Genomic DNA, 4163 nt, shown 5'->3' with positions numbered 1-4163 from the left:
AGTCAAGCCTTATTTTCAAAGGCTTTTCGAGGTTATCGACGAGGTTGTTTGCGTTGCCGCTCGCCCTGTCGATGGAGGCGCATTATAGGGATCTGGATCACGCTTGCAAGAGCGTTTTAGAATTAAATTCGTATTTTTGGCTCAACCGTTCACTTATCAACCAAAAAGCACATTTATCCTGCAACAACACACTCATTTGGCGATATCGCTACCTTAATATGGCGTGGCGACGGGAGCAGATCAAGGTTGTGGCGATTTGGTCTCTCTACATCTATATGCATGGTGATCGAGGTCACGCCTTCGGGTAACATAGCGCCCCTTTGCGATTCACACACTCTTGGGCTTTGGAGAGTTTAATGCCTTTTGCACTTGGCCAGCGTTGGATTAGTGATACAGAGACGGATCTGGGGTTGGGGACTGTCGTTGCTGTTGAAGGACGCATGGTTACCCTGTTGTTTCCGGCTACCGGCGAAAACCGCATGTATGCCAAAGAAGAGGCGCCGGTGACCCGGGTCAGCTTCAATGTGGGCGATCAGATAGCCAGTCACGAAGACTGGACCATGACGGTCGAAGAAGTGCAGGAGAAAAACGGCCTGCTTATATATGTAGGTGTGCGCACCGACAATGATGAGCCCGTTGCCCTCAAGGAAGTGTTTCTCAACAACTTTATCAAGTTCAACAAGCCACAGGATCGCCTGTTCGCCGGTCAGATTGACCGGATGTCCCGCTTTACCCTGCGCTACGAGGCGTTGATCAACCAGCACCAGCGTCGTCGCAATCCGACTCGTGGCCTGGCCGGTGGCCGGGTCAGCCTGATCCCGCACCAGCTCTATATCGCCCATGAAGTGGGTCACCGCTACGCCCCGCGCGTACTGCTGGCCGATGAGGTTGGTCTGGGCAAGACCATCGAAGCGGGCATGATCATTCATCAGCAGCTGCTCTCCGGCCGCGCCCATCGGGTGCTGATCCTGCTGCCCGAAACGCTCCAGCACCAGTGGCTGGTCGAGATGCTGCGCCGCTTCAACCTGCACTTCTCCCTGTTTGACGAGGAGCGCTGCATCGAGGCGTTCGCCGATGCGGAAAACCCCTTCGAGACCGAACAGCTGGTGATCTGCAGCCTCGACTTCCTGCGCAAGAAGCGTCGTCGCTTCGAACAGGTACTGGAAGCCGAGTGGGATCTGCTGGTTGTCGATGAAGCGCACCATCTGGAGTGGAGCGAAGAGGCGCCGAGCCGTGCCTATGAAATGGTGGAAGCGCTGGCCGAACAGGTGCCGGGCGTGCTGCTGCTGACCGCCACCCCGGATCAGCTGGGCCACCAGAGCCACTTCGCTCGTCTGCGCCTGCTCGACCCCGAGCGTTTCTACGACTACGACGCCTTCCTCGCCGAGGAGCAGGCCTATGGTCAGGTCGCCAGCGCCGCGCAAGAGCTGCTGGATGGCGAGACCCTGAGCGACAACGCCAAAGCCATCCTGGCTGATCAACTGGCCGGTCTGGACCTCGGCGATGCCGCCGCCCGTCAACAGGCGGTCGCCAAGCTGCTGGATCAGCACGGCACCGGTCGCGTCCTGTTCCGCAACAGCCGCGCCAATATTCAGGGCTTCCCCGAGCGCCATCTCAACGTCTACCCCATGCCGCTGCCGGAGCAGTACAAGACCGCCATCAAGGTGATGGGCATGATGGGTGGCAATGGTGGCGATCTGCAGACCCGTGCCCTGCGCTACCTCTACCCCGAGAAGATCTTCCAGCAGTTTGAAGGCGACAGCGCCAGCTGGACCCAGTTTGACCCGCGCGTTGACTGGCTGCTGGAGCTGCTGATCTCTGCCCGTCAACAGAAGGTGCTGGTGATCTGCTCCGAAGCGGCCACCGCCATCGCGCTGGAAGAGGCCGTGCGCACCCGCGAGGGGATCCGTGCCGCCGTGTTCCACGAGGGGATGTCCATCCTCGAGCGGGACAAGGCCTCCGCCTATTTCGCTCAAGCTGAGGGTGGCGCCCAGGTGCTACTCTGCTCCGAGATCGGCTCCGAGGGTCGCAACTTCCAGTTTGCCAGCCATCTGGTGCTGTTCGATCTGCCTCTTAACCCGGATCTGCTGGAGCAGCGGATCGGCCGTCTCGATCGCATCGGTCAGCAGAACACCGTCGAAATCCACGTTCCCTATCTGGAGGGCACCTCCCAGCGCGCCCTGCAACTCTGGTATCACGATGGCCTCGATGCGTTCGAGCAGACCTGCCCGACCGCCCGCCCGGTGTTTGAAGCGGTGCGTGACGAGCTGTTCGAGCTGCTGGCCGCCAATACCGGTGATCAGGCGACCCTCGAAGCACTGCTGACCCGCACCCGCGAGTTGCACGAACCGCTCAAGGCCAAGCTGGAACAGGGCCGCGATCGTCTGCTGGAGATCCACTCCAGCGGTGGCGAAGCCGCCAAACAGCTGGTCGAGAAGCTGGCCGCCGAAGATGACGACACCGGCATGATCTCCTTCGCCCTCAAGATGTTCGACGAGATCGGCGTCAATCAAGACGATCGCGGCGAGAACGCGCTGGTGCTGATGCCGGGCGATCACATGCTGGTGCCCAGCTTCCCGGGGCTGCCGCAAGACGGCATGACCATCACCTTCGACCGCACCACCGCCCTGTCGCGGGACGATATGTCGTTCCTCTCCTGGGATCACCCCATGATGCGCGGCGGTATCGACCTGATCCTCGGCTCCGAGATCGGTGCCACCTCGGTCGCCCTGCTCAAGAACAAGGCGCTGCCGGTCGGTTCCATCCTGCTGGAACTGATCTTCGTCGCCGAGTCTGCGGCTCATCCCCAGCTCTACCGCTTCATGCCGCCGACACCGATCCGCCTGCTGATGGACAAGAACGGCAACAACCTCGGCGAGAAGGTGGCGTTCGATGCCTTCAACCGCCAGCTGACCCCGGTCAACCGCCACCTTGGCAGCAAGCTGGTGACTGCGTCCCAGCCGGTGATCCACGGTCTGATTGGCCAGGGTCAGGCGATTGCCGAAGAGCTGAAGGCCGGGATTGTCGACAAGGCCCGCGCCCAGATGGCGCAGACCCTGCAGCAGGATCTCGATCGTCTGGAGGCGCTCAAGGCGGTCAACCCGAACGTGCGCGACAGCGAGCTGGAATATCTGCGCAATCTGCAGGCAGAATTGCACCACCTGATCGACCAGACCCAGCTCAAGCTGGATGCCATCCGCTTTATTGTGGTGACCCATAACTGATAAAACTGTGCAGGCATCGTCTGGTTGCTAACGACCAGACCCAGCTCAAGCTGGATGCCATGCACTTTTTATCGTGGTAACCCATAACTAATGGGGGCTTGCCCCCGCTTTGACCAAAGATGCGAGACGCTATGTTTGTATACTCACCGCCCCTGGAACCCTGGCTCGATATCCTGTTCAAGGACAAGGACATCATGGTGGTCAACAAGCCCACTGGCCTGCTGAGCGTCCCCGGGCGCGGCCCCGAGAATGAAGACAGCGTGCTCCATCGGGTCAAGCAGCAACACCCCAAAGCGGCAGCCGCCCATCGTCTCGACATGGCGACCACCGGCGTGCTGGTGATCCCGCTCAATCCCAACTCCCACCGGGAGCTGAGCCGGCAATTCCGCGAGCGGGAGACCGAGAAGCACTACCTCGCCTGGGTGTGGGGTGAACCGGAACAGGATGCGGGTGAAGTGGACCTGCCGCTCTGCGTCGACTGGCCCAACCGGCCGAAGCAGAAGGTGGATTTTGAGGAGGGGCGTCATGCCCTGACCCTGTGGCAGAAACTGAAGGTGGAGAATGGCAACAGCCTGATCAAGCTGACCCCGATTACCGGTCGCTCGCACCAGCTGCGCGTCCATATGCTGGAGCTGGGGCACCCGATCCTGGGTGACAACCTCTACGCCAACCCGGATGCGCTGGCGGCAGCACCGCATCTTTATCTGCATGCGGCCAGCCTGACCATCAGCCACCCCCGCAGCGGCGAGCGGATGACCTTCGAGGCGCCAGCCCCTTTCCCGGTCTGAGTCTGACAGGTAACAGTCCAATAAAAAGAAAGCCCCCATCGAGAGATGGGGGCTTTTTTATGGCTCTGTCCCAATTACGTGTTGAAAGGCTAATCTTGAAGTAGGCCATCACCTTGAGGTCTACCATCATGGATACCCCAGCCTTTCAACA

At 60.2% G+C, this 4163-nt stretch carries 3 protein-coding genes; all 3 read left to right on the top strand.

Features of this window, described 5'->3' with window-relative positions; genetic code table 11:
• The coding region (locus ACW5W8_RS23295; protein WP_498630773.1) for a hypothetical protein at positions 1–308 on the top strand (308 nt) is incomplete at its 5' end.
• Positions 309–356: 48 nt separating this feature from the next.
• The gene (rapA, locus tag ACW5W8_RS23290; RefSeq protein ID WP_498630771.1) at positions 357–3224 is read left to right on the top strand and encodes an RNA polymerase-associated protein RapA; all 2868 of its coding nucleotides are present in this window, start codon (positions 357–359) and stop codon (positions 3222–3224) included.
• A 131-nt stretch (positions 3225–3355) separates the two neighbouring features.
• Positions 3356–4012: a bifunctional tRNA pseudouridine(32) synthase/23S rRNA pseudouridine(746) synthase RluA gene (gene rluA, locus ACW5W8_RS23285; protein WP_033115942.1), complete on the top strand. Its 657-nt coding sequence runs from the start codon at positions 3356–3358 to the stop codon at positions 4010–4012.
• The last annotated feature ends 151 nt before the right edge of the window (positions 4013–4163 follow it).

Source organism: Aeromonas aquatilis (assembly GCF_054052405.1).
This window is presented reverse-complemented; position numbering and strand designations above follow the sequence as displayed.

Excerpts from the sequence above, each read along its gene's own strand:
- rapA (WP_498630771.1), top strand. The coding sequence starts at position 357 with ATGCCTTTTGCACTTGGCCAGCGTTGGATTAGTGATACAGAGACGGAT.
- rluA (WP_033115942.1), top strand. The coding sequence starts at position 3,356 with ATGTTTGTATACTCACCGCCCCTGGAACCCTGGCTCGATATCCTGTTC.